The following is a 26,026-nucleotide window of genomic DNA, read 5'->3' as shown; positions in this document are numbered from 1 at the left end:
CGACTCACGCAAATCTTTGGCGACGAGGACACCATTGAACTCCCGAGCTTAGTGTTCGAGGAACTCGGCGGTCTAACCAGCATTGATGCGATACTGCTCAGTTTCAATGATGACTTCCAAGGAGATCGCGTGTTCGCGGCAATGGTCGGACTGACAGAGATGCTCAGGCGATCGTACAACCACCAGCAAGAGTTCTTCATCCTCGATTCTCTGGATGAGCAGGCACTCTATAACAGCGCACGCAATATAGAAGTGTTTGTCTGGCGCTTATATAAGCGCAGAGATGATACGGGCGAGTTGTTTCTCCTCTCAAACCAACTTGAGGGGGACGACTATGACATCAGCTTTGATCGGCTGTTCGCCAAGATGGTGATGATTCAAGATATGATGGCGCTCATCGTCGCAGACAAAACCAATCGCAGTATCACCAAGGTCGTCCAAGGTGTGGCGCAGTTTGTCTTCTTACCGATCCCTTAATACTCTTTGTTATATCAATACGGACCTAAAACAGACAACCCCGCAGTATGAGTGCGGGGTTGTCTGTTTTTCGCGAGATGGACTCATCGCCATCGAGACTATATGGTCATGATGGTTTCGCGATAGAACTTGAGCTCTGCGATCGACTCTTTGATGTCGTCCATCGCCAAATGGCTGCCCTTTTTCGAAAACTGCGTCAACACTTCCGGCTTCCAACGACGCGTCAACTCTTTCAGCGTGCTGACGTCGATGTACCGGTAATGGAAATAGGCTTCGAGCTCTGGCATATGTTGGTACAAGAATCGACGATCTTGACCAATACTATTGCCACAAATCGGTGATTGGCCTTTCGCTACCCATTGCTCTAAAAAGGCTAAGGTCTGCTCTACCGCTTGCTGCTCGCTCACTTGGCTCTGGCGAACTCTCTCCACCAAACCACTGGCGGTATGCGTGGTCGTGCACCACTCATCCATTTTTGCCAATTCAGATTCTGGTTGATGGATGGCAAGTACGGGCCCTTCAGCTAAAATGTTGAGCTGAGCATCGGTGACAATGGTCGCGATTTCGATGATTTTGTGAGTCTCCGGGTCAAGCCCCGTCATCTCAAGATCAATCCAAATTAAATTTTGATCGCTAAAGGACATAAAGTGTTGCCTATTGGTTTATCTCTAAAAAGGGTACTATACCCAAATTCTGATCCTCAAGATAGCAATCGAGCGGATCGACAATGCAGAGAAATGGTTAAGTAAACACTGTGGCAAAAAAGAAAAAGCTCACCAAAGGTCAAGTTAGGCGAGTACGCAGCAACCAAAAGCGTAAGCTAAAAAGTGAAGAGTCCGTGCAATGGGACGAAACCATGCTGGGTGCGACCAAGAAAGGCCTGGTCATTACACGCTTTGGTCAACATGCAGATATTGAAGATAGCGAAACACTAGAGGTGCACCGCTGCAACCTTCGTCGTGGTATCGAATCTCTTGTCTCTGGCGACAAGGTGATTTGGCGCGCTGGATTAGAATCGATGGACGGCATTTCCGGCGTAGTGGAAGCGGTGGAGCCACGGACTTCCGTCCTCACTCGACCTGACTATTACGACGGCCTTAAACCGGTTGCGGCGAATGTCGACCAAATGGTGATCGTCTCATCCGTTTTGCCTGAGTTATCTCTCAACATTATTGACCGCTACCTAGTGGCGGCTGAAACGTTGCAGATCGCCCCTCTGATTGTGCTCAACAAAATCGATCTTCTCGATGAGGCGCAACGTGAGACTTACCAATCTTGGCTCGAAGAGTACCAACGTATCGGCTACCCGGTATTGCTGGTCAGTAAACAGACCGGAGAAGGTATCGAGGCCCTCGAAGCGGAGCTGCAAGGGCGGATCAATATTTTTGTCGGTCAATCGGGTGTGGGTAAATCGAGCTTGGTTAATGCCTTGATGCCACAGTTTAATGTCGAGGAAGGGGAAATTTCTGAAAATTCCGGCCTAGGACAACACACCACGACCGCCTCTCGCCTCTATCACATCCCTTCCGGTGGTGACTTAATCGACTCACCTGGGGTGCGCGAATTTGGCCTTTGGCATCTCGAAGCAGAACAGGTAACCGAGGCGTTTGTCGAGTTCAAACCCTATCTAGGGGGCTGCAAGTTCAGGGACTGCAAGCACTTAGATGATCCAGGCTGTCTACTGGTTGAAGCCGTGGAGAAAGGCGACATCAGCGAAGTGCGTTTCGACAACTACCACCGCATCTTAGAGAGCATGGCAGAAAACAAAGCCAATCGTCAGTATTCACGTAACAAGAAAGCGGATCTTTAGCCCCTAGAGCACAGATTCCTTGCTCTGGGTCTTAAAGTGCCTAGTAAGCTTGGAAAGTTGAATGAGAATGGCTGACTTTTAAAGCCAGATTGATTAGTATCTCGCGCCCGATTAAGCGCGTGCAATCGCAACCTGTTATTTCGATATTGGAATCAAACACCATGGATAAGATTAAAGTTGGGCTGCAATACTGGATCCCACAACACGGCCTCACTCGCCTTGTGGGCAAGCTAGCCTCTGCCAAAGCAGGCGGTCTAACCACAGCCATCATCAAATGGTTTATCAAACAGTACAACGTGAATATGGACGAAGCGAAGCATTCGGATCCTAAGCACTTTGCCACATTTAATGATTTCTTTGTCCGTGAACTCAAAGAAGGCGCTCGCCCAATCGCAGAAGGTGAGTCAGTAATTACTCACCCTGCAGATGCCTGTGTGAGTCAATTTGGCCCAATTCAAGATGGCAAACTGATCCAAGCCAAAGGGCACGATTATACCGCGCAAGAATTACTTGGTGGTGACGCCGAGTTGGCCAAAGAGTTTGCTGAGGGTGACTTTGCGACCTTGTACCTTTCGCCTCGTGATTACCATCGCGTACACATGCCATGCGATGGCACGCTGCGCCAGATGATTTACGTACCGGGCGATCTGTTCTCGGTCAACCCACTGACCGCCGAGAATGTACCTAACCTCTTTGCCCGCAACGAACGCGTGGTGTCGATTTTTGATACTGAGTTCGGTCCGATGGCGCAAGTGCTGGTAGGGGCAACGATTGTTGGTAGCATTGAGCAAGTCTGGGCTGGCACCGTCACCCCTCCTCGTGGCAACACAGTGTACAAATGGGATTACCCAGCCACTGGTAACAAAGCCGTGATCTTGAAAAAAGGCCAGGAGATGGGGCGCTTTAAGCTCGGCTCTACCGTCATCAACCTTTTTGCAAAAGACGCGATCACCTTTGATGACGCAATGAGTACCGGTGCGACCACCGTTATGGGCACGCCTTACGCACACCAACGCAACGCGACCCAGAGTGAATCAACCTCTGAGTCTGAATAACTGAGCGTTCGATTCACACCGCCTCTCCAAGCCCCGCGAAGTTGGGGCTTTTTTGACCCAAGACAAAACCCAGTGAACATTTTCAACTGTTTGCTAAAAGTTCCAGCTACGTCCAAGACCTTAATTTGATTGTAAATTACTCTAGTGTTTCGTCGAAAAACCTTGAGGTTTACTGTCATGTTGAAACCCGGAATCCTTATCAAACTTCTGGTCAGTTTTGGGCTCCCTCTTGCTGTGCTTTTTATGCCCATCTATTGGATTCCCATTGACGACTTAACCCTGATCCAACATCGCCTACTGGCCATATTCTTGCTGGCGGCGTTGCTGTGGGTGTTAGAGCCAGTACCTGTTTTTGCCACTTCTATCCTGATTATCGCGCTTGAGTTGGTGATGATTTCCAATAAAGGATTACACTGGTTTCGAACCCCGCCACCCCATCATGACCTAGGCGTATTGCTCGATTACACAGACATATTCAGCGCCTTTTCCTCGCCAATTATTATTCTCTTTATGGGCGGTTTTGCCCTTGCGATCGCAGCCTCAAAATATGAACTCGACAACAACCTAGCACGGGTGCTACTCAAACCCTTTGGCAAACAGCCCAAGTTCATCATGTTGGGATTAATGCTGATCACCGCTGTGTTTTCGATGTTTATGTCGAACACCGCAACCACTGTCATGATGCTGGCCTTACTTGGCCCGATTGTCGCTTCTGCACCCAAAGGGGATTTGGGCATCAAAGCGTTAGTGTTATGTATCCCTATTGCCGCCAATACGGGTGGCATTGCCACACCGATTGGTACCCCTCCCAACGCCATCGCGCTGCAATACCTGACGGGTGACAACTCGATTACCTTCTTAAGCTGGATGATGATGGGTCTGCCCTTCGTGATTATTCAGCTCACCATTGCTTGGTTTTTGCTGCAAAAGCTCTTCCCCGCCACATCCAATGAGATGCAGCTCAAGCTCGATGGTCAGTTCCAACGCAACTGGCGGGCCATTACCGTCTATTGCACCTTCGCCATCACTATTTTGCTGTGGATGACCACTCAGTTGCACGGCATGAACACCTATGTGGTTTCGATCATTCCTCTCGCCGTCTTCACCTTGACTGGCATTATGGGCAAAGCAGAACTCAAACTGATCAACTGGGATGTGCTGTGGCTGGTTGCCGGTGGTATCGCAATCGGCATTGGTCTGGATAAAACTGGGCTCGCTGAAGCGCTGGCACATGCGATCGATTACGAGACCCTCTCGCCTGTCGCGGTGGTCATCACGTTGTCTATGGTGTGTTGGTTGATGGCCAACTTTATGTCCAACACCGCGACCGCCAACTTGTTGATGCCCATCGCAGCAGCCATCGGCGCTTCGATGGAGAGCTTGGCAGCCATTGGCGGGCTGCAAGCCTTGTTGGTGGTGGTGGCCTTCTCCGCCTCTCTCGGTATGATTTTGCCTGTCTCAACACCGCCGAACTCCCTTGCTTACTCAACAGGACTGATTGAGAGCAAAGACATGGCCAAAACCGGCGTCATTATTGGTTTGATTGGTCTTGCGATTGTTTATGCAGCAACGCTCATTCTTACGTAACCGTTGCCCCACAGGTCATACTTAGCTCGGCGCCCAGGTTCTCTTACCTGGGCGCTTTGTTTCTAGCGCGTTTTCGTGCATATTGCTTACCTTAATGATTTGCTTTGGATTTCACGATTATGGGCTATGAATGGCTGGCATTGGCGGCCGCGCTTTTATGGGCGGTAGCGAGTATTTTGTCTGTCACACCTGCGCAGCACTTAGGGACCTTTGCCTACAGCCGCTGGCGAATGGGGTGTACGTCTGTCATTCTCGCCTCGATGGCTTGGTTGACGGGTGGCTGGGCAAGCGTTGAGCTCACTGCGGTATCGGCCATGGCGCTATCGGGCTTAGTGGGTATCTTCATCGGTGATACCGCTCTGTTTGCCTGTCTCAATCGCATGGGACCACGACAAGCGGGTTTGCTTTTCTCATGCCATGCGGTGTTCTCTGCCGTACTCGGCTATTTCCTGTTTAGCGAAAGCATGACCTCGCTTGAGCTCATCGGTTCAGCACTGGTCTTTTCTGGTGTCTTAACAGCGATATTTTTCGGGCGCAGAGGTCAAGCAGCGAATAGCTTGGAGTCCATTAAAGGCAACATTTGGGCAGGGATCGGACTTGGCCTCCTCGCTGCGCTGTGTCAGGCATTGGGCGGCATTATCGCCAAGCCGATCATGCAAACCGCGATCGATCCCATCGCCGCCTCCGCCATGCGTATGATGACAGCCTTTGTCGCGCACAGCGTCTTTTTTCTCTCCGGCGCACGGCTAGCGAGAGCGACGCAACCGATGAACACGCGCATTTTTGCGATTACCGCGATCAACGGTTTTCTCGCGATGGCAGTAGGGATGACACTGATCCTCTATGCGCTGCGTGAAGGGAACGTCGGTATGGTCGCGCTGCTCTCTTCTACCACGCCCATCATGTTGTTGCCTATACTGTGGATCTACACCAAAAAGCGCCCCAACCGTTATGCGTGGATTGGCGCTTTGGTCGCGGTCGCCGGCACCAGTATCTTGGTGAGTTGAACCCAAGGCTCACACAGGTTAGTGTGAACAGCGGCCATCAATAGCACCTATTGAACTAATAGATAGATTCCGCTTTAAAAGGGATAAAATTAGGTCGAGACTGGCAAGTAAAGAGAGACGGAGTAATTCCACACACTGGGCATGGTGAAAGATAACAACGGCATTTCGCCCAGTTTATTTGATCTTAACCTACAGTTTTGGTTAAAAAGTGTAGTAAAATTACGCTAATTTTGTTTCCAAAGTTACTTTGAAATTTTAACGAGGACATCACTATGTCAGCTAAGAAGCCATTGGCTCTAGTTATCCTTGACGGTTACGGTCACCGTGAGGACACAGCAAGCAACGCTATCGCAAACGCAAAAAAACCGGTTATGGATGCGCTACTTGCTAACCACCCACACACGCTCATTTCTGCATCAGGTATGGACGTTGGTCTACCGGACGGTCAAATGGGTAACTCAGAAGTGGGTCACACAAACATTGGTGCTGGCCGTGTGGTTTACCAAGATCTGACTCGTATCACCAAATCCATCTCTGACGGCGAATTTGCCGAAACGCCAGCGCTAGTCGAAGCAGTAGACGCGGCGGTAAAAGCCGGGAAAGCGGTTCATATCATGGGTCTGATGTCACCAGGCGGTGTTCACTCTCACGAAGATCACATCTACGCAGCGGTAGAAATGGCTGCCGCTCGTGGCGCAGAAAAGATCTACCTACACTGCTTCCTAGACGGTCGTGACACACCACCACGCAGCGCAGAAAACTCACTCAAGCGCTTTGATGAACTGTTTGCGAAGCTGGGTAAAGGTCGCATTGCTTCTCTAGTGGGCCGTTACTACGCAATGGACCGTGACAACAACTGGGAACGTGTTCAAGTTGCTTACGACTTGCTAACGCAAGCTAAAGCGGACTTCACGTTTGATTCTGCGGTTGCGGGTCTTGAAGCGGCTTACGCTCGCGAAGAGAACGACGAATTTGTTAAAGCCACTGCGATTAAGACTGACGCACAAGAAGACGCCATCATGCAAGATGGAGATGCGCTGATCTTCATGAACTACCGTGCAGACCGCGCACGCCAAATTACGCGTGCTTTCGTTCCTGAGTTTGACGGTTTTGAGCGTGCGGTATTCCCAGCCCTTCATTTTGTGATGCTGACTCAGTACGCTGCCGATATCCCACTGGCGATTGCCTTCCCACCGGCGTCTCTTGAGAACACCTACGGTGAGTGGCTATCAAAGCAAGGTCAAACTCAGCTGCGTATTTCAGAGACAGAAAAATACGCACACGTGACCTTCTTCTTCAACGGTGGTGTTGAGCAAGAGTTTGACGGTGAAGAGCGTCAACTCGTGGCTTCTCCAAAAGTGGCGACGTACGACCTTCAACCAGAGATGAGCTCTGCTGAACTGACTGAAAAGATGGTCGCAGCGATCAAATCTGGCAAATACGACACCATCATCTGTAACTACCCGAACGCCGATATGGTCGGTCACACAGGTGTGTACGACGCAGCAGAAAAAGCGATTGAAGCGCTAGACGCCAGCGTTGGCCAAGTCGTTGAAGCGATCAAAGAAGTGGGCGGTCAACTGCTGATCACAGCAGACCACGGTAACGCGGAAATGATGGTCGACCCAGAAACAGGCGGCACACACACTGCGCACACCAACCTACCGGTGCCTCTGATTTACGTTGGTGACAAAGCGGTTGAGTTTAAAGAAGGCGGAAAACTGTCTGACCTAGCGCCAACCATGCTGTCTCTTGCAGGTCTAGAAATCCCAGCAGAAATGACCGGGGAAATTCTGGTTAAATAAGTTTGCTGCTGTGATAGAGAACCAAAGCCCGAGCCCATGCTCGGGCTTTTTGTGTATTCCAATTTCTGATTTGGGTATACTGACCCAATCTCAAACACTTAGGACAGACAGAGCCATGGTATTGGTTGGGCAAGGACAGCGCAGTTTGCTTTTGAAACCGATGACGGTTTGGATTCTCGCCGTACTCTGTTGGCTTCCTATGACCAGTTTTGCCTCGACCTCTGAGCTTAAAGGGGTCAGTAGCGAGATTTCCCGCCAAAAGCAAAATCTCTCCTCGCAACAAAAAAAGCTCGATGAGCTTCAGCAGTCTCTCAAACAGCAAGAACTGAGCATCACTCGACTCGAAAAAGAGATCACTGAGACCAAGGCGCAACAAAAGAAAACCCAAGAGAGCATTGCAGAGCTCCAACGCCGAATTGATCAGCTAGAAGCACAAAAAAAAGCCCAAAGCGACAAGCTTGCCGAGTTGATTCAGACCTATTACATGACAGAACGTGCGAAAGCGCCAGCCAATATGCTCAATCGTGGTGTGGAAGAAGATCGCATAAGCCAATACTTCCAACACCTAGCCAAACAGCGCGCTGACATCATCGATGAGTTGCAACTCACCACTGAAAAGCTGACCTCAAGTCAACGCCAACTCGAGTTAGAACAAGCGCAAATTGCTGCACTACTCAAGCAGCAAACTGAGCAGAAAAACGCGCTCACCAAAACGCAATCCAGTCGCCAAGGCACGGTCACCAACATCAAAAAGAGCATTTCCAACGACCAAGTCTACCTTTCTGAATTGCAACGCAATGAGACGCGCTTAAAAGCGGAAATCGCCAAGGCCGCTAAACGCAATGCCGTGCCGATGGATGGTATTGCACGACAAAAAGGCAAACTGCCTTGGCCACTGAAAGGCCGTATCCTACATCGCTACGGCGCGCCACAAACTGGTCAATTAAGCTGGAAGGGATGGGTGATTGATGCCGATTACGGTCAATCGGTCAAAGCCGTCTATTCTGGCACCGTGGTCTTTGCGGAGTATTTACGAGGCTATGGCCTGGTTGTTCTGCTGGATCACGGCAAAGGCGATATGACCTTATACGGGTTTAACCAAAGTTTGATGAAAAAAGAAGGCGACAAAGTCACCGCCGGAGAGACCATTGCCCTAGCAGGTGATACTGGCGGTCAGCCACAGGCGTCCCTCTACTTTGAGATTCGCCGTAACAGCAAAACCCAAGACCCAAGTCAGTGGCTCACCCGTTAGCCTAGCGATGGTCAGCGCGGCTGATAGTACGCCTCAACCTGTTCAATAAACGTCGCTAATTGATTGGCGGGTAGCGCATTGATGCCAGCGGCCCCCTCTCTTCCACCGCCCGTCGCAAACGCCGAACAAATCGCCCCTGCTCCCTGTTTATTGTTCAAAGGCGCACGCAGTGAAACCAAGAAACTCCCATCAGGATTTTGTGTCAGTACTGCGTGCGCAGAGTGAGGCGCCTGATTCGCTAACGCGTTGCCATACACGCCGCTGACACGCCTTGCCGCGGGTTCATCAGGCAATTCAAAGACACTCAATGTTGGGCTACGGTAACTGGCTTCCACCGACAATGCCCTCTCCATGTCTGCGTGATAAGCGGCTTTTAATTGCCAATATGGGGAGTGCTTGTCAGCAATCACAGCAAAAGGATCATCATAAGCCAAAAGGGTGTTAAACAGTGCTGCCGGGTGGTAGTGCAAGTCCTCAATCTTGGCGCCATAACCGTTGTAATTGATCAGCGTCCCCAACTCTTGTAGCTGCGCGGCTTGTTTACCATCCAGCCCCGCTTGGGTAGCTAGCTGCTGCGCTGTCGCAATAAGATTGTCGCCAAAGGCAGCGGTGATGGCCCAAAAGTGAAAACGCCCGTCGAGCCACTGATCGACAATGAGCGCGGTACACATGTTGGCATCGAGATTGATGTGAGCATCGAGCAGTGGGTGCTCGGGGATGTCGCCCGATCGGTGATGATCGGCATAGAAGACTGACACACCGCCATGCAGTAAGCTCTCCAACGCGACTCGATTTTTTTCCATCGAGATATCGAGCACTGTCACGCTATCGCCAGGCTGTGGCGATACCTTGTCTAGCAATTGGATGTCACGTTTGACGCCGGTGACCAGCGTTGTCTCTTTCGGCTGCGCTAAGCGCAGTTGCAGTAAGGCGATGATGCCATCGGCATCGCCATTAAACACATCGTAATGCATAAAAAACCCATTCACTTATCTTTCGATACTGTAATGGGTCTTAAAAAATCTAACAATTTTAATTCGTTATAACTAGGATCGAAAAAGCCAGTGGTGCGCGCCGTTAAGCATGCATGGCTTTGACCCCTTCCTCAAACAATTGTAACTGTTCAAGCCCCTGAGCCGTCGCTTTGGGCTTCACAATGGCGATCATTTGTAGCATTCCGCGATGAATGACTTGCTCGGTAATCTGTGTCCGTGGAGACATGGCAGATTGATACGCCAGCCAACTGGACGCAATCAAATGTAAGCTAGTGACCAGAGATTGCATTTCTTGCTCAGAGACATCCAATAAATCCAAAGCGACAAAGGCGTGCATGATCCCAATGAGATTGGTTTGCAGCTTCTCCTGCACTTGAATGTAGTCATCATGCAGCTGTTCATCTCGGCCCAAGATTTCTGGCAAGTTGGCATAGAAGAAACGGTATTTCCACATCAGGGTAAAAATAGAGTCGAGATAGTGCTTAAGTAACACCAAACTCTCCTGCTGACCTTGAATCGGCGTGAAACGTTCAAGCAGCTCGTTGGAGTAGAGCGTAAAAATCTCACGCACAATTTCTTGCTTATTGCGGAAGTGGTAATAGAGATTCCCGGGACTAATATCAATATGCGCGGCGATATGATTGGTGGTAATGGTGCGTTCACCATGCTCGTTAAACAGCTCCAAAGCCGCTAAGACAATTTTGTCGCGAGTCTTCATGAATAATCCGTATCCTTTCTTGTTATTTCAGCAGTATAGCGGCTAGTGTAACCGATAACAAAAAAGCGCCTGGTCATATCAGGCGCTTTGCAAAGATTACTCAATTATTTGTGGTATGGCTTGGATAACTCGTGGACCGCCTCAACAAACACGCCAGCATTTTCAGGTGGCACGTCCAAATGGATGCCGTGTCCGAGGTTAAATACGTGACCTGTGCCCGCATCACCAAAGCCCGCCAGAATGCTCGCTACCTCTTGTTGGATTCGCTCCGGTGAGGCATAGAGCATGGATGGGTCCATGTTGCCTTGCAGTGCCACTTTGTCACCGACTCGCGCTTTGGCGTTTTCGATGTTGATGGTCCAATCCAGTCCGACCGCATCACACCCTGTTGCGGCGATCTGCTCAAGCCACATTCCGCCGTTTTTAGTAAATAGTGTGACAGGAACGCGGCGACCTTCGTTTTCACGCACCAGTCCATCGACAATTTTGTGCATGTACTGCAATGAGAACAGCTGATAATCACGAGGGGTCAATACACCGCCCCAGGTATCAAATACCATCACGGATTGTGCGCCCGCTTTGATTTGCGCGTTAAGGTACGCAATCACACTGTCAGCCAGTTTATCTAGCAGCAGGTGCAAGGTTTGTGGCTCGGCGTACATCATCTTTTTGATTTTGGTGAAGGCTTTCGAGCTGCCGCCTTCCACCATGTAGGTAGCGAGTGTCCATGGGCTACCCGAGAAACCGATCAGCGGCACGTCACCATTGAGATCTTTACGAATTTGACGCACAGCGTTCATGACGTACTGAAGTTCGCCTTCTGGATCTGGGATGCCAATTTTATCGACGTCAGCTTTCGAGGTAATCGGGCGATCGAACACCGGGCCCTCACCCGCAGCAAAGCGGAGGCCTAATCCCATCGCATCTGGAATCGTCAAAATATCGGAGAACAAAATCGCGGCATCAAGTGGAAAGCGACGTAACGGTTGAAGTGTCACTTCTGAGGCCAGCTCTGCGTTTTTACACAGTGACATAAAATCACCCGCTTGCGCGCGCGTGGCTTTGTATTCTGGCAGGTAGCGACCCGCTTGGCGCATCATCCATACCGGGGTGTAATCAACAGGCTCTTTGAGCAGAGCACGAAGATAACGATCGTTTTTGAGTTCTGTCATTCTGTTCTTCCAATCATTTAAGCTGACTTTTTATCGTTCGTATTCTAACACTGTTTAGCTCTCAAAAGCGGTGTGCTTTGCAACCCAGATCAAGTTATTTACTATTAAATCAGTGCTTAATTTGCGCTCAACTCATTGGAGTGTTAAATATTTGTTTGCTAGCGAAAACTACAATTATAAACTGAACATCTCCGTGTTCAGCATCTCATAACGACATCTTACTTACCCCCTCCCTCTCGGAGGGTTTTTTTTATCTCTGCAAGCGTATGTTCAATCAGTGCTCTCGCGATGGTTCCGACTGGCGCAACGGGCGGCATCGCGTCAACCGTAAACCACTGCGCATCACTGAGCTCACTGTAGTCGGGTTTCAATGTGCCACCAGCATAGTCGGCTAAAAAGCCCATCATCATGCTCGATGGAAAGGCCCAAGGTTGACTACCAAAGTAACGCACGTTGGTGACGTCAATCCCCGTCTCCTCTTTGACTTCTCGCGCCACGCATTGCTCAAGGGTCTCTCCGACTTCTACAAAGCCCGCTATGACGGTGTACATGCCATTTCGATGTCTCGGGTGTTGAGCAAGTAAAATCGAGTCTTGGTGGCGTACAGCGACGATAATACAGGGAAAAATGCGCGGATAATGCAACGTTCGGCATTCACCACACTGCATCGCTAATTGATTGTGATTGAGATGATTACGGCCACCGCATTGCGGGCAAAAACGCATCGTCTGACGCATGTGACCATATTGCACCGCTTTGCTGGCCAACAGAAACAGCGCCTCAGGTAGCGTAAGCGCTTCTCGAAGCGAAGTAAGAGGTAATGGTTGCTCTACCCACTCCTCACAAAGCCACATAACAGGAAGCCCTTCGTAGTGACCGATTTCTATCGCCTCATGCGCAGGCAATTCGAGGGTGTCAGCACAGCCTTTTGGCAACGCACCGTCGGGTAACCAAAGCTCACTTCCCGAGACTACACACCAGTAAGCATCACCCATACGGTTCGTGTCACTTTTCTTTAACATCAGCCACTCCCTTTACTTGCAGTTCGTCTATTTTACTGGCAATCTAAATTCATACCAGAGTTTGTAGTGGGAAAGATCTCCGGCTATAAATTTTAGTAAGGACAAGAGGTTAATTCTCTCAACCTGCTTTGATTTCAAAGCGTAACGATCATCCGGATGGTGATCCGACAAGAGGGCCTGGTCATGTTAAGAAAACTAAAAAGAACCCAAGAACAATGGGGCGGTTCGAGTGATGTTATCGACCATTGGTTAGATAGCCGCCAACGTTTGATCGTTGAATTTTGTAAGCTTGCCGCCTTGCAACCGACCTCCTCGAAAACGGCTGTCGTCGAACTCCCTACCCCTGCTGAACTGCAACATTTTTGTGGCGAACTGGTCGACTATATTTCCGAAGGTCATTTTAAAATTTACGACATGGTCATGGATAAATGGCGCTCGACAGGCTTTGAAGCGACCGATGAGATAAACGATACCTACGGTAAAATTGTCCTGACCACTGAGCCTTTATTAAACTTTACCGATAAGTACGCAGCGGTGAGCGACGACGAGACGTTAGACGATTTTGATGCGGACATGTCTGAGATTGGCGAAGTAATCGAAGAGCGCTTCGAAGTCGAAGATCGCCTCATTCAGCTTATTGCGGACAGCTTAGCCATTCCACCCGGCGCTTAACTTATAACCAGCCCCCTCATTTACTTAAAGGTCGATTCACTTCGATAAGTCAACAAACATCGACCTCTAGGCACTAGGCACTAGGCACTAGGCACTAGGCACTAAATTCTATTCCAAAATACAAAAAAGGCACCCGAAGGTGCCTTTTTTCATGTCGCTGTATGATTACTCTTCAGAAGAGAAACCTGCGTTAAGCAATGCTGCAAGGTTGTCTGTTGCTTGTTCAGCAGATGGACCTTCTTGCTCTTGTGCACGCTTCGCTTGACGATCTTGGTGGTATGCGAAACCGGTACCTGCTGGAATCAGACGACCAACAATCACGTTTTCTTTCAGACCACGTAGCTCATCACGCTTACCAGAAACAGCCGCTTCTGTTAGTACGCGAGTTGTTTCCTGGAACGATGCCGCAGAGATGAACGACTCAGTCGCTAGCGACGCTTTCGTGATACCTAGTAGTTCACGTTCAAAGCGAGCTGGCTCTTTGCCTTCAGCTTCTAGCTGGCGGTTCGCAATCTTCACTTGTGAGTATTCTACCTGCTCACCCGCTAGGAACTCTGAGTCACCAGCGTGTGTGATAGTACACTTACGTAGCATCTGACGAACGATAGTCTCGATGTGCTTATCGTTAATCTTAACGCCTTGCAGACGGTATACTTCTTGAACTTCGTTCGCGATGTATTGCGTCACAGCGTGGATACCACGTAGACGAAGGATGTCATGCGGAGACTCTGGGCCGTCGGCGATCACATCACCACGTTCCACTTTCTCACCTTCGAACACGTTAAGCTGACGGTGCTTAGGAATCATCTCTTCGTAGGTGTCACCACCTTCACGAGTGATCACTAGACGACGCTTACCTTTGGTCTCTTTACCGAATGACACAGTACCTGTGTGCTCAGCAAGGATCGCAGGCTCTTTTGGCTTACGAGCTTCGAATAGGTCCGCAACGCGTGGAAGACCACCAGTGATATCTCGGTTACCACCTGACTTCTGAGGAATACGTGCAAGTGTATCACCCACACCCACTTCAGCGCCGTCTTCGATGTTCACAATCGCTTTACCAGGCAGGAAGTAATGCGCTGGCATTTCAGTACCAGGGATCAATACATCGTTGCCTTGCGCGTCAACAAGTTTGATAGCTGGACGCATATCTTTACCTGCTGCTGGGCGAGCGGCGGCTTCCGTCACTTCGCTTGAAGATAGACCAGTCAAATCGTCGGTTTGACGAGATACAGTTACGCCATCGATCATGTCAACGAACTGGATGCGACCTGCCACTTCAGTGATGATTGGCATGGTGTGCGCTTCCCAGTTTGCCACGGTCTCACCGGACTTCACTGCGTCGCCATCGCCTTTGCTCAATAGAGAGCCGTAAGGCAATTTGTGTTTCTCTTTAGTACGACCGAACTCGTCAATGATCATCATTTCAGAAGCACGAGAGGTGATCACCAGCTTGCCATCTTTGTTGATAACAAATTTCGCATTGCTGAGTTTCACAGAGCCGTCGTTCTTCGCTTGGATGCTGTTCTCAGCCGCAGCTGTCGATGCCGCACCACCGATGTGGAACGTACGCATCGTTAGCTGTGTACCTGGTTCACCGATAGACTGAGCAGCGATAACACCGACTGCTTCACCTTGGTTCACTAGGTGACCACGTGCTAGGTCACGACCGTAACATTGTGCACAACAACCGAAGTCAGCATCACAGGTTACAACAGAGCGTACGCGCATGCTGTCTACTGAGTTCTCTTCCATGATTTGACACCACTTCTCATCGATCAGCGTGTTACGTGGAATAAGAACTTCTTCAGTACCTGGCTTCATCACGTCTTCAGCAACAACACGACCTAGCGCTAGCTCAGTCAGTGCCACTTTAACGTCACCACCTTCGATGTGAGGCATCATGTCGACGCCTTCGTGCGTACCACAGTCATGCTCGGTCACGACAACGTCTTGAGCAACGTCTACGAGACGACGAGTTAGGTAACCCGAGTTCGCTGTTTTCAGTGCCGTATCCGCAAGACCCTTACGAGCACCGTGCGTTGAGATAAAGTACTGAAGTACGTTTAGACCTTCTTTAAAGTTTGCAGTGATCGGCGTTTCGATGATTGAACCATCTGGACGCGCCATCAGACCACGCATACCGGCAAGCTGACGAATCTGTGCGGCAGAACCACGAGCGCCCGAGTCAGCCATCATGTAGATGCTGTTGAACGACTCTTGTTGCTCTTCTTCACCATCGCGGTTAACCACAGTTTCAGAAGAGAGGTTCTCCATCATCGCTTTCGCAACACGATCGTTGGTTGATGCCCAAATATCGATCACTTTGTTGTAGCGCTCACCCGCAGTAACAAGACCTGACTGGTACTGTTCTTGGATTTCGCGTACTTCTTCTTCTGCTTCTGCGATTTCAGTGTACTTCGCCTCTGGTACTACCATGTCGTCGATACCGACAGACACACCAGATAGTGCTGCGTAAGCAAAACCTGCGTACATGATTTGGTCAGCGAAGATAACCGTATCTTTCAGGCCCAGTTTACGGTAAGCCTCGTTCAACAGGTTCGAAATCTGTTTCTTGCCAAGCTTTTGGTTCACTAGGCTGTATGGAAGACCTGATGGCACGATTTGCCATAGCATTGCACGACCAATCGTGGTGTCCACGAGTTTGGTTTCAGTGGTGCTGTTGCCGTCTTCATCAACAACGGTTTCAGTAATACGTACTTTTACGCGTGCATGTAGCTCTGCGCTCTTAGTGCGGTATGCCTTTTCAGCCTCTTCTGGGCCAGCAAGGTACATGCCTTCACCTTTCACGTTGATCTTGTCACGAGTCATGTAGTACAGACCCAATACCACGTCCTGAGAAGGTACGATGATCGGATCACCTGACGCTGGCGACAGAATGTTGTTTGTCGACATCATCAGAGTACGAGCTTCAAGCTGTGCCTCTAGAGTTAGAGGTACGTGAACCGCCATTTGGTCACCATCGAAGTCCGCGTTGTACGCCGCACACACAAGTGGGTGTAGCTGAATCGCTTTACCTTCGATCAGTACAGGTTCGAACGCCTGGATACCTAGACGGTGAAGTGTAGGTGCACGGTTCAATAGTACTGGGTGCTCACGGATCACTTCGTCTAGGATATCCCAAACTACCGCTTCTTCACGCTCTACCATTTTCTTAGCAGCTTTGATTGTCGTCGCAAGACCACGAGTCTCTAGCTTGCTGTAGATGAATGGTTTGAATAGCTCAAGTGCCATCTTCTTAGGAAGACCACACTGGTGCAGACGAAGGTATGGACCTACTGTGATTACAGAACGGCCAGAGTAGTCTACACGTTTACCTAGAAGGTTCTGACGGAAACGACCTTGTTTACCCTTGATCATATCAGCAAGAGATTTCAGAGGGCGCTTATTCGAACCTGTGATCGCACGACCGCGACGACCGTTATCTAGAAGGGCATCAACAGACTCTTGCAACATACGCTTTTCGTTACGTACGATGATGTCCGGAGCCGCTAGCTCTAGTAGACGCTTCAAACGGTTGTTACGGTTGATCACGCGACGGTATAGGTCGTTCAGATCAGATGTCGCGAAACGACCGCCGTCTAGTGGTACTAGAGGACGTAGATCTGGCGGAAGAACCGGAAGCACAGTTAGGATCATCCACTCTGGGTTGTTACCCGATTGAACGAACGCTTCAACTAACTTCAGACGCTTAGTGATCTTCTTACGCTTAGTCTCTGAGTTAGTAGACTGAAGCTCTTCACGCATCTCTTCGATTTCAGCAGGTAGATCCATAGACGCTAGTAGGTCTTTGATCGCTTCTGCACCCATCTTAGCCGTGAATTCATCACCCCACTCTTCTAGACGATCCAGATACTCTTCTTCAGTCAGCATCTGACCTTTTTCTAGATCCGTCATACCCGGCTCTGTTACCACGTACATTTCGAAGTAAAGAACACGTTCGATATCACGTAGAGGGATATCCATCAGTAGACCGATACGAGACGGCAGTGATTTTAGGAACCAGATGTGAGCCACTGGTGAAGCAAGCTCGATGTGGCCCATGCGGTCACGACGAACTTTAGTTTGTGTAACTTCAACGCCACACTTCTCACAGATAACACCACGGTGTTTCAGACGCTTGTATTTGCCACAAAGACATTCGTAGTCTTTTACTGGGCCAAAAATACGCGCACAGAACAGACCATCGCGCTCAGGTTTGAACGTACGATAGTTGATCGTTTCAGGTTTTTTCACTTCACCGAAAGACCATGAACGGATCATGTCTGGTGAAGATAGACCGATTTTGATTGCATCAAACTCTTCGGTCTTATGCTGTGCTTTTAGAAAGTTTAATAAGTCTTTCACAATCAGCTCCTGTAAGGAGTTAAAAGATGCCCGCCAAGACAGGCACCTTCTACCAAATAACCCAATTTATCTCTGTCTCAGAGATGGTGGATTACTCTTCGTCTTCTAGCTCGATGTTGATACCTAGCGAGCGAATCTCTTTCAACAATACGTTGAACGATTCTGGCATACCAGGTTCCATGCTGTGGTTACCGTCGACGATGTTTTTGTACATCTTCGTACGGCCGTTCACGTCATCCGACTTAACGGTTAGCATTTCTTGTAGCGTGTAAGCAGCACCGTATGCTTCAAGTGCCCATACTTCCATCTCACCGAAACGCTGACCACCGAACTGAGCTTTACCACCAAGTGGCTGCTGAGTTACTAGGCTGTATGAGCCGGTTGAACGAGCATGCATCTTGTCATCAACAAGGTGGTTCAGTTTGAGCATGTACATGTAACCTACGGTTACCGGACGCTCAAACGCATCACCAGTGCGACCATCAAACAGTGTTAGCTGACCAGATTCTGGTAGATCACCCAGTTTCAGTAGCTCTTTAATTGATGTTTCGTTCGCACCGTCAAAGACTGGTGTCGCGATTGGTAGACCACCACGAAGGTTGCCGATCAGCGTGCGTACTTCGTCATCTGATAGTGAAGCAATGTCCACTTGCTGACGCGTTTCGCCAAGGTCGTAGACTTTCTGTAGGAAGTCACGGAACTTAGCCAGCTCTTGCTGCTCTTTCACCATCTGGTTGATCTTGTCACCGATGCCTTTCGCCGCCAGACCTAAGTGAACTTCTAGGATCTGACCGATGTTCATACGCGAAGGTACACCCAGTGGGTTAAGAACGATGTCGACCGGTTGGCCTTTCTCATCGTATGGCATGTCTTCAACAGGGTTGATCTTAGAGATTACACCCTTGTTACCGTGACGACCCGCCATCTTATCACCAGGCTGAATGCGACGTTTCACCGCGAGGTAAACTTTCACAATCTTCAGTACGCCAGGAGCAAGATCATCACCCTGTGTGATCTTACGACGCTTAGTTTCAAACTTCTTATCGAAGTCCGCTTTTAGCTCGTCCCACTGCTCAGCCAATTGCTCTAGCTGAGTTTGTAGTGCGTCGTCTTCTAGCGTGAACTCAAGCCACTTCTTACGATCCGTTGCGTCAAGTTTCGCTTCCGCGTAGCCACCGTCAATCAAGACAGCTCTCACACGGTTAAGAAGGCCACCCTCAAGAATCTGGAATTCTTCAGTTAGGTCTTTCTTCGCTTCTTTCAGCTGCATCTGCTCAATTTCAAGCGCACGCTTGTCTTTCTCTACGCCATCACGAGTAAAGACTTGAACATCGATGATGGTACCTGAAACAGAGTTTGGTACACGCAGTGACGTATCTTTCACGTCTGATGCTTTTTCACCGAAGATAGCACGCAATAGCTTCTCTTCAGGCGTCAGCTGAGTTTCACCTTTCGGCGTCACTTTACCAACTAGGATGTCGCCACCCTTCACTTCAGCACCGATGTATACGATACCTGACTCGTCAAGTTTAGACAGAGCAGACTCACCTACGTTTGGAATGTCAGCTGTGATCTCTTCTGCGCCAAGCTTAGTATCACGCGCCACACAAGATAGCTCTTGGATGTGGATCGTTGTGAAACGGTCTTCTTGAACGACGCGCTCAGACACTAAGATCGAGTCTTCGAAGTTGTAACCGTTCCAAGGCATGAACGCGATACGCATGTTCTGACCAAGCGCTAGCTCACCAAGGTCTGTTGAAGGACCATCAGCTAGAACGTCGCCACGTAGTACAGACTCACCTGGCATCACACATGGACGCTGGTTGATACACGTGTTTTGGTTTGAACGTGTGTACTTCGTTAGGTTGTAGATATCGATACCCGCTTCGCCAGGAATCAACTCTTCTTCGTTAACCTTAACGACGATGCGCGATGCGTCCACTGACTGGATAACACCACCACGTTTCGCTACCGCTGTCACACCAGAGTCAACCGCGATGTTACGCTCGATACCCGTACCAACGAGAGGCTTGTCAGCCTTCAGTGTTGGAACAGCCTGACGTTGCATGTTCGCACCCATCAATGCACGGTTCGCATCATCGTGTTCTAGGAACGGGATAAGCGATGCAGCGATAGATACAACCTGGTTGGTTGCAACGTCCATGTAATCAACATGTTCGCGTGGGTGTAGACCAGATTCACCTTTCTGACGAGCCGTGATCAGCTCTTCAGCAAATGTGCCTTCTTCAGTCAGAACCGTGTTCGCCTGAGCGATAACGTACTGACCTTCTTGAATAGCAGATAGGTAATCCACTTCGTCTGTTACTACGCCATCAACAACGCGACGGTATGGAGTTTCTAGGAAACCGTACTCGTTACAACGCGCAAACGCAGACAGAGAGTTGATCAGACCGATGTTTGGACCTTCAGGCGTTTCGATAGGACATAGACGACCGTAGTGCGTTACGTGTACGTCACGTACTTCGAAGCCAGCACGCTCACGAGTTAGACCGCCAGGACCCAATGCAGAAATACGACGCTTGTGCGTTACTTCTGATAGTGGGTTGTTTTGGTCCATAAACTGAGACAGTTGTGAAGAGCCAAAGAATTCTTTTACTGCCGCTGAGATAGGCTTAGCGTTGATCAGGTCTTGAGGCATGATAGCATCAAGATCGCCAAGGCTTAGACGCTCTTTAACCGCACGTTCGACACGAACAAGACCAACACGGAATTGGTTTTCAGCCATTTCGCCAACGCTACGGATACGACGGTTACCTAGGTGGTCGATATCGTCCACTTCGCCGATGCCGTTACGGATAGCGATAAGCTTCTTCATCACTTCGATGATATCAGTCTCATCAAGAGTACCTTGCTCACCAGCATCTTCACGTTCGATAGAGCTGTTGAACTTCATACGACCAACAGTCGATAGATCGTAACGCTCTTCAGAGAAGAATAGGCTTTCGAACAGAGCTTCTGCCGCTTCTTTCGTTGGTGGCTCGCCAGGGCGCATCATGCGGTAGATTTCAACTAGCGCAGAGATGCGATCAACGGTGCTGTCGATACGCAAGGTATCAGACATGAATGGACCGTGATCAAGATCGTTAGTAAAGAGCACTTCAAGCGCTTTGTGACCTGCTTGAGACAGGTTCGCGAGTGCTTCTAGGCTAATCTCTTGGTTAGCTGCAACAATGATCTCGCCAGTGGCTTCATTGATGTAATCTTTTGATGCCACTTTGCCTACGATGTACTCAACCGGTACTTCAATATGGTCGACACCATCTTTTTCAAGCTGGCGAATGTGGCGAGCCGTCACGCGACGACCTTGTTCAACATACACCGTACCGTTGGCTTCGATATTGAATGTCGCTGTTTCGCCACGTAGGCGATCAGGGACCAACTCCATCAATAGAGTTTGGTCTTTCACTTCGAAGTTCACCTTCTCAAAGAAGATGTCTAGGATCTCTTCTGTCGTCTTACCTAGTGCGCGCAGAATGATCGAAGCGGGTAGCTTACGACGGCGGTCGATACGTACGTATAGGTTATCCTTAGGATCGAACTCAAAATCAAGCCATGAACCACGGTAAGGGATAACACGTGCGTTATAAAGAACTTTACCCGATGAGTGGGTCTTACCCTTATCGCTGTCGAAGAATACGCCTGGGCTTCTGTGCAGCTGGGATACGATAACCCTCTCGGTACCATTGATTACGAAGGTACCATTGTCTGTCATAAGCGGAATCTCGCCCATGTAGACTTCTTGTTCTTTAATGTCTTTGACAGTACCTGCTGGCGCGTCTTTATCAAAAATAACTAGGCGAAGTTTTACGCGTAGTGGTTTTGAATAAGTAACGCCGCGGATTTGACATTCTTTCACGTCAAATACTGGCTCACCAAGACGGTAGCTAACGTATTGCAGCTCGGAATTGCCGTTGTAGCTCTGGATTGGGAATACAGAACGGAAAGCAGCCTCAAGACCGTATTGCCCCTCAGGATCCTGTTCGATGAATTTTTCGAACGAATCGAGCTGGATCGATAGCAGGTATGGAATGTCCAAAACTTGTGGACGAGTACCAAAGTCCTTACGGATGCGCTTTTTCTCGGTATAAGAGTAAACCATGGGGTTCCTCAGCTCGCTGATAAGTGACCCAAACTGTCTCAAATCATTGGGAGACAGTGACTGAACAACTGTTTAACAGTAGTGACATTTCATAAAGCAACAATGAAATGTTTTTTTGCTTAAGCTTAGGTGACTAAACAGCGGAAAATTCACCTATGCCCTACAGCGCAAAAAGGCCGGTGGTTAGAAAACCACCAGCCATTAGCCGTTAGGCTAAGAAACTATGCAGTAATTACTTAACAGTAACACTTGCACCTGCTTCTTCTAGCTGAGCTTTAAGAGCTTCAGCTTCAGCTTTCTCAACGCCTTCTTTTAGAGGTGCTGGAGCGCCGTCTACTAGAGCTTTAGCTTCTTTAAGGCCTAGACCAGTTGCGCCACGTACTGCTTTGATTACAGCAACTTTGTTACCGCCAGCAGATTCTAGGATTACGTCGAATTCAGTTTGCTCAGCAGCAGCTTCGCCTGCAGCAGCACCGCCAGCTACAACAGCAGCAGCAGCAGATACGCCGAACTTCTCTTCCATCGCTTCGATTAGTTCAACAACTTGCATCACAGACATTTCTGCGATTGCGTCTAGGATTTGCTCGTTAGTAATAGACATAACAATTCTCTTTTAAAATCAACAATAAGTTTAATTAGCAACCAGTAAAAAGCAAGGCTTACGCCGCTGCTTCTTCTTTTTGATCGCGGATAGCAGCGATAGTACGTGCCAACTTGCCAGCAGAAGCTTCTTTCATGCACATCATTAGGCGTGCAATCGCTTCGTCGTAAGTTGGTAGTGTCGCTAGTACTTCAGCGTCAGTTAGCGCGCCTTCAAATGCAGCAGCTTTGATCTCGAAGTCTTTGTTCTCTTTAGCGAAGTCTTTGAAAAGACGCGCTGCAGCACCTGGGTGCTCGTTAGAGAACGCGATGAGAGTAGGACCAGTGAAAGTGTCTGTTAGACACTCGTAGTCTGTACCTTCAACCGCACGACGCATTAGAGTGTTACGAACAACTCGTACGTAAACGCCAGCTTCACGAGCTTGCTTACGTAGTGAAGTCATTGCGCTTACTTCAACGCCACGAGAATCAGCTACAACTGCAGAAAGTGCACCACTGGCAGCTTCGTTGACTTCAGCAACAATTGCTTTTTTGTCTTGAAGGTTTAAAGCCATCTTGGATTTACTCCTGGTTGTTGTTACACCACTCACTATTATCACAACAGTGAGAGCTATTGAGGTGCTTCCCAGAAGAAAGGTAACTATTTACATAGAGCTTTCTGTCAGTTCGGGCACCATCTACGTAGGAGAATTAAGCCTGAAGTTGTAAAACAAATTCAGACACCTACGGTCTTGGACGGAGACTGGGTCATAATTCACAGCCAATTCTTAACGAATTGAATGAACCAAAGTTCAGCCCCAACCACAAATATTAGGCGCAAAATTATACATTAATTTTGCGCCTAAGCAAATATATTATGCTTGAGTGTTCAGGCTAGCCTGATCAACAGCAACACCAGCACCCATTGTTGTAGAGATGCTGACTTTCTTCAGGAAAACACCTTTCGCTGAAGATGGCTTAGCTTTCTTCAGAGCCACTAGAAGTGCTTCTAGGTTCTCTTTGATCTGCTCTGCAGAGAAGTTTGCTTTACCGATAGTCGTGTGGATGATGCCGTTTTTGTCGTTACGGTAACGAACCTGACCCGCTTTAGCGTTCTTAACCGCTTCAGCAACGTTAGGAGTTACAGTACCAACTTTAGGGTTTGGCATTAGACCGCGAGGACCTAGGATAGTACCTAGTTGACCTACAACGCGCATTGCATCTGGAGAAGCAACAACAACGTCAAAGTTCATTTCGCCTTTCTTCACTTGCTCAGCAAGATCTTCCATACCCACTAGATCTGCGCCAGCTTCTTTAGCTGCTTCAGCGTTTGCACCTTGAGTGAACACTGCAACGCGGATATCGCGGCCAGTACCGTGAGGTAGTACAGTTGCACCACGTACGTTCTGGTCAGATTTACGAGCATCGATGCCAAGGTTAACAGCAACGTCTACAGACTCAACGAATTTCGCTGTTGCTAGCTCTTGAAGAAGTGCTACAGCTTCGTTGATTTCGTATTCTTTAGTTACGTCAACTTTTTCGCGGATTACGCGCATGCGCTTAGTTAGTTTAGCCATCTTATTAACCCTCTACCACTAGGCCCATTGAACGAGCAGTACCTGCGATAGAACGCTTCATCGCTTCGATGTCAGCACCAGTCATATCAGCAGCTTTAGTTTCTGCGATTTCTTGGATTTGAGCATCAGTAACAGTACCCACTTTTTCAGTGTTTGGACGACCTGAACCAGACTTAACGCCAGCCGCTTTCTTAAGAAGAACTGCAGCAGGTGGAGTCTTAGTGATGAACGTGAAAGAACGGTCACTGTACACAGTGATAACAACTGGAGTTGGTAGACCTTTCTCTAGAGATTCTGTTTTCGCGTTGAACGCTTTACAGAATTCCATGATGTTCACACCGTGTTGACCTAGTGCAGGACCAACTGGTGGACTTGGGTTTGCCATACCAGCAGCAACTTGCAGCTTGATATAAGCTTCAACTTTCTTAGCCATGATAATTCCTAAATTTTGGGTACAGACGCTATTCGACTGAACAGCTCCCCGTTGATGTCAATACTTGCTACTTTGATTGAAGCTGGGCTTCAGCCAAAATAATAAGGCGCGAAATTATAGTCATAATCCGCGCCCTACACAACCCTAAAAGGTCATTAATTAATCATGTTTTTCAACTTGACCAAATTCAAGCTCAACTGGTGTTGCACGACCAAAAATCGATACAGACACTTTCAGGCGGCTCTTCTCGTAATCCACTTCTTCAACCGTACCGTTGAAGTCAGCAAATGGACCGTCGGTCACGCGAACCACTTCACCCGCTTCGTACATAGTACGTGGACGAGGTGCTTCACTCGCTTTCTCAAGACGATTCAAGATAGCGTCAGCTTCCTTATCAGAGATAGGAGCTGGACGATCTGAGGTACCACCAATGAAGCCCATGACACGCGGCACACTACGTACTAAGTGCCATGATTCATCGTTCATGATCATCTGGACTAGAACATAGCCCGGGAAGAACTTACGCTCAGATTTACGACGTTGACCTGCGCGCATTTCCACAACTTCTTCTGTTGGGACTAGCACTTCACCAAACAGCTCTTCCATGCCATGCATTTTGATATGCTCACGAAGAGACTGAGCTACGCGGCCTTCAAATCCAGAGAAGGCTTGAACCACATACCAGCGTTTTTTAGGAGCTTCACTCATGAATTAAAACCTCTATACCCCAGTCACAAAGGCAACAAGACGAACCATAATGCCGTCAATGCCCCAAAGTGCTAGAGCCATTACAATACTTACAGCTAAAACGATCAAAGTTGTTTGCATAGTTTCTTGGCGAGTAGGCCAAACCACTTTACGAACTTCCATGCGAGATTCTTTAGCAAAATCAATCGCAGCTTTACCTTTCGTTGTTGTAGCAGCCACACCCAATGCCGCAGCGATTAGCACAACAACACCTGCAGCGCGAATCACTACAGAGAGTTCACCGTACAGGTAATTACCCACAACAGCGGCAGCTAGCAGAACAAAAGTGACAATCCACTTAAAGATATCTGCGCTATTTGAGCTTTCAGGAGTTTCAGCATTATTAGCTTTCATAAAACCAGCCTGTCATTAGTCTTAATATAGACGACAACAACCCCGCTGTTGCAGGGCAAATCCATACACGCCAATCATTACTGGTCGACGTACTCTTTATTGATCAAAACGCCCAGTTTTTAATCAAAATTTCTCTGCGTAATGCTTGCATGAACAACAAATCAGCAAACATTATCTTCAGTGCAGAAAAAGGGCATCAAATGATGCCCTCTTTGCTACTGGTTCGTCAAATCTTATTCCAAGATTTTCCGAAGACTTCAGCTAATTTGTCTAAAT

General features: G+C 48.8%; 21 protein-coding genes. 8 read left to right on the top strand and 13 right to left on the bottom strand.

The window, feature by feature from the left end:
• A partial coding sequence (locus tag AC6R1A_RS01355; RefSeq protein WP_500646133.1) for a hypothetical protein occupies window positions 1-477 on the top strand: 477 nt, incomplete at its 5' end.
• A 98-nt stretch (window positions 478-575) separates the two neighbouring features.
• Here the strand turns inward: AC6R1A_RS01355 and orn are convergent.
• Window positions 576-1,121 (bottom strand): oligoribonuclease, encoded by a 546-nt coding sequence (gene orn, locus AC6R1A_RS01350; protein WP_500631036.1) that lies wholly within the window; start codon window positions 1,119-1,121, stop codon window positions 576-578.
• Window positions 1,122-1,231: 110 nt separating this feature from the next.
• Between orn and rsgA the strand changes: the two genes are divergently transcribed.
• The 6 genes from rsgA to AC6R1A_RS01320 all read left to right on the top strand — a co-directional run bounded on the left by rsgA (window position 1,232) and on the right by AC6R1A_RS01320 (window position 8,993).
• On the top strand, window positions 1,232-2,287 hold the full coding sequence (rsgA, locus tag AC6R1A_RS01345; RefSeq protein WP_487903422.1) for a small ribosomal subunit biogenesis GTPase RsgA: 1,056 nt from the start codon (window positions 1,232-1,234) through the stop codon (window positions 2,285-2,287).
• Between the two features lie 161 nt (window positions 2,288-2,448).
• Window positions 2,449-3,342, top strand: coding sequence for an archaetidylserine decarboxylase (asd, locus tag AC6R1A_RS01340; protein WP_500629420.1), 894 nt, complete (start codon window positions 2,449-2,451; stop codon window positions 3,340-3,342).
• A 177-nt stretch (window positions 3,343-3,519) separates the two neighbouring features.
• Complete coding sequence (locus AC6R1A_RS01335; RefSeq protein WP_500633109.1) at window positions 3,520-4,929, top strand: SLC13 family permease; 1,410 nt, start codon at window positions 3,520-3,522, stop codon at window positions 4,927-4,929.
• 119 nt (window positions 4,930-5,048) lie between these two features.
• Entirely contained in the window at window positions 5,049-5,936 is an 888-nt protein-coding gene (locus AC6R1A_RS01330; RefSeq protein ID WP_500633115.1) for a DMT family transporter, read from the top strand.
• Window positions 5,937-6,208: 272 nt separating this feature from the next.
• Entirely contained in the window at window positions 6,209-7,741 is a 1,533-nt protein-coding gene (gpmM, locus tag AC6R1A_RS01325; protein ID WP_500631033.1) for a 2,3-bisphosphoglycerate-independent phosphoglycerate mutase, read from the top strand.
• A gap of 160 nt (window positions 7,742-7,901) precedes the next feature.
• A complete protein-coding gene (locus tag AC6R1A_RS01320) occupies window positions 7,902-8,993 on the top strand; it encodes a murein hydrolase activator EnvC family protein (RefSeq protein ID WP_500633114.1) in 1,092 nt (363 codons plus the stop codon).
• An 11-nt stretch (window positions 8,994-9,004) separates the two neighbouring features.
• Here AC6R1A_RS01320 and AC6R1A_RS01315 read toward each other — a convergent pair whose 3' ends face one another.
• From AC6R1A_RS01315 to nudC, 4 genes are all read right to left on the bottom strand, one after another.
• On the bottom strand, window positions 9,005-9,967 hold the full coding sequence (locus AC6R1A_RS01315) for a DHH family phosphoesterase (RefSeq protein WP_500633108.1): 963 nt from the start codon (window positions 9,965-9,967) through the stop codon (window positions 9,005-9,007).
• Window positions 9,968-10,070: 103 nt separating this feature from the next.
• Entirely contained in the window at window positions 10,071-10,706 is a 636-nt protein-coding gene (locus AC6R1A_RS01310) for a TetR/AcrR family transcriptional regulator (RefSeq protein WP_334555700.1), read from the bottom strand.
• A 104-nt stretch (window positions 10,707-10,810) separates the two neighbouring features.
• Window positions 10,811-11,878, bottom strand: a complete 1,068-nt coding sequence (gene hemE, locus AC6R1A_RS01305; RefSeq protein ID WP_500633107.1) for a uroporphyrinogen decarboxylase — start codon at window positions 11,876-11,878, stop codon at window positions 10,811-10,813.
• A 218-nt stretch (window positions 11,879-12,096) separates the two neighbouring features.
• The gene (gene nudC, locus AC6R1A_RS01300) at window positions 12,097-12,900 is read right to left on the bottom strand and encodes an NAD(+) diphosphatase (RefSeq protein WP_500633106.1); all 804 of its coding nucleotides are present in this window, start codon (window positions 12,898-12,900) and stop codon (window positions 12,097-12,099) included.
• 177 nt (window positions 12,901-13,077) lie between these two features.
• Here nudC and rsd point away from each other — a divergent pair, with 177 nt between their 5' ends.
• Complete coding sequence (gene rsd, locus AC6R1A_RS01295) at window positions 13,078-13,572, top strand: sigma D regulator (protein WP_334555727.1); 495 nt, start codon at window positions 13,078-13,080, stop codon at window positions 13,570-13,572.
• Between the two features lie 165 nt (window positions 13,573-13,737).
• On the opposite strand, the gene rpoC is transcribed toward rsd, so the two are convergent.
• The 8 genes from rpoC to secE form a co-directional block, all read right to left on the bottom strand.
• The gene (gene rpoC, locus AC6R1A_RS01290; RefSeq protein WP_487903415.1) at window positions 13,738-17,940 is read right to left on the bottom strand and encodes a DNA-directed RNA polymerase subunit beta'; all 4,203 of its coding nucleotides are present in this window, start codon (window positions 17,938-17,940) and stop codon (window positions 13,738-13,740) included.
• Window positions 17,941-18,031: 91 nt separating this feature from the next.
• Window positions 18,032-22,060 carry a DNA-directed RNA polymerase subunit beta gene (gene rpoB / locus AC6R1A_RS01285; RefSeq protein ID WP_487903414.1) on the bottom strand — a complete coding sequence of 1,343 codons (4,029 nt, stop codon included), beginning with the start codon at window positions 22,058-22,060 and terminating at the stop codon, window positions 18,032-18,034.
• 232 nt (window positions 22,061-22,292) lie between these two features.
• Entirely contained in the window at window positions 22,293-22,661 is a 369-nt protein-coding gene (gene rplL / locus AC6R1A_RS01280; protein WP_334555695.1) for a 50S ribosomal protein L7/L12, read from the bottom strand.
• A gap of 58 nt (window positions 22,662-22,719) precedes the next feature.
• On the bottom strand, window positions 22,720-23,214 hold the full coding sequence (gene rplJ / locus AC6R1A_RS01275) for a 50S ribosomal protein L10 (RefSeq protein ID WP_487903413.1): 495 nt from the start codon (window positions 23,212-23,214) through the stop codon (window positions 22,720-22,722).
• Between the two features lie 300 nt (window positions 23,215-23,514).
• Entirely contained in the window at window positions 23,515-24,216 is a 702-nt protein-coding gene (gene rplA / locus AC6R1A_RS01270) for a 50S ribosomal protein L1 (protein WP_334555693.1), read from the bottom strand.
• Window positions 24,217-24,220: 4 nt separating this feature from the next.
• Entirely contained in the window at window positions 24,221-24,649 is a 429-nt protein-coding gene (gene rplK, locus AC6R1A_RS01265; RefSeq protein WP_334555692.1) for a 50S ribosomal protein L11, read from the bottom strand.
• 159 nt (window positions 24,650-24,808) lie between these two features.
• Entirely contained in the window at window positions 24,809-25,357 is a 549-nt protein-coding gene (gene nusG / locus AC6R1A_RS01260) for a transcription termination/antitermination protein NusG (protein WP_334555691.1), read from the bottom strand.
• Window positions 25,358-25,369: 12 nt separating this feature from the next.
• Window positions 25,370-25,750 (bottom strand): preprotein translocase subunit SecE, encoded by a 381-nt coding sequence (gene secE, locus AC6R1A_RS01255; RefSeq protein WP_334555690.1) that lies wholly within the window; start codon window positions 25,748-25,750, stop codon window positions 25,370-25,372.
• Window positions 25,751-26,026: the final 276 nt, after the last annotated feature.

Source organism: Vibrio sp. R10-SG3-ISO3, assembly GCF_059834225.1.
The sequence above is the reverse complement of the archived record's forward strand: the minus strand, read 5'-3'. Positions and strand labels throughout refer to the sequence as shown.